This window comes from Corallococcus praedator (assembly GCF_003612125.1).
GTDB lineage: Bacteria > Myxococcota > Myxococcia > Myxococcales > Myxococcaceae > Corallococcus > Corallococcus praedator.
The window spans coordinates 1-386 of sequence record NZ_RAWI01001441.1 but is presented as its reverse complement, the minus strand read 5'-3'; the positions used below and the strand labels follow the sequence as shown (position 1 = coordinate 386).

1 protein-coding gene is annotated in these 386 nt (G+C 49.7%); it reads right to left on the bottom strand.

All coding sequences use genetic code 11. The annotated features are described in order from the left end of the window. Nucleotides 1-206 (bottom strand): hypothetical protein (locus tag D7Y13_RS47590; RefSeq protein ID WP_208734768.1); only part of this gene is annotated, 206 nt, incomplete at its 3' end. Nucleotides 207-386 lie beyond the last annotated feature (180 nt).

The window sequence follows — 386 nt, the reverse complement described above, 5'->3', positions numbered from 1 at the left end:
TTCATATCCTTCCCTTCAGGAGGATACACACCATCGAGGATGAGTGCTGTCTGCAGCGCAAATATATCTTCTACAACGTCACTCTTGCCGTCGATAGGTTTTTGCCACGTGTACGGCATGACCTTGGTGTCATACGGACGTGAAGTCGTCTCCGCTAATGCAGGATCGAAGAAGTCGAGGATACCCAAGTAGGTCTGGTATGCCATCTCATCAAGTGTGCGATGACGTGTATCTGGATCCTGGAAACGCTGCTCGTAGAGATATCAAAATTCGGTCAGCATGCTTGCTGCATCCACAGAATTGAATGCACCTATAGCGATAAGGTCCTGCTCTTCCACAACGCCATCAGCTTCGCCCGGAAGATTTGAGACGGGGTTGTAACGCTC